General features: G+C 69.3%; 1 protein-coding gene. It reads left to right on the forward strand.

The features are described from left to right. Positions 1–12: 12 nt before the first annotated feature. On the forward strand, positions 13–505 hold a 493-nt coding region (locus GPZ80_RS31910), incomplete at its 3' end, for an HNH endonuclease signature motif containing protein (RefSeq protein WP_187224818.1).

A 505-nucleotide genomic window follows, 5' to 3' on the forward strand; every position in this document is an offset into this window, starting at 1 on the left:
GCGGTGTATCTGATGGTCGACAAGATCGCCCGCACCCGCCGCGCGGCGGGTGCCGCCGACACCCTCGAGACCCTGCGCGCCGACGCCCTCTACGACCTGGTCGTGAACGGTGGCGGGCGCGGGGTCACCGTCGAACTCCAGGTCGCCGTCCCCTACACCGTGCTGCTCGGGGCCAACCTGGGCGGCACCCTCGACGGGTACGGCCCCGTCCCGAACATCACCATCCGGGAACTGATCACCGATCATGACACCAGCTGGCGGCGCATCCTGACCGACCCGATCGGGAAAGTCCTCGAAGTGAGCACCCGCCGCCACCCCGGCGCCGACCTCACCCGCCACATCCGCCTACGCGACCACACCTGCCGCTTCCCCGGCTGCCACCGCCCGGCCAAATCCTGCGAACTCGACCACACCACCCCACACAGCCACGGAGGTTCCACCAGCGCACCCAACCTCGGCGCCCTGTGCAAACTCCACCACAAACTCAAAACCCAACCCGGCTGGC

Origin of the sequence: Actinokineospora xionganensis (assembly GCF_014323725.1) — a bacterium.
GTDB classification, from domain to species: domain Bacteria; phylum Actinomycetota; class Actinomycetes; order Mycobacteriales; family Pseudonocardiaceae; genus Actinokineospora; species Actinokineospora xionganensis.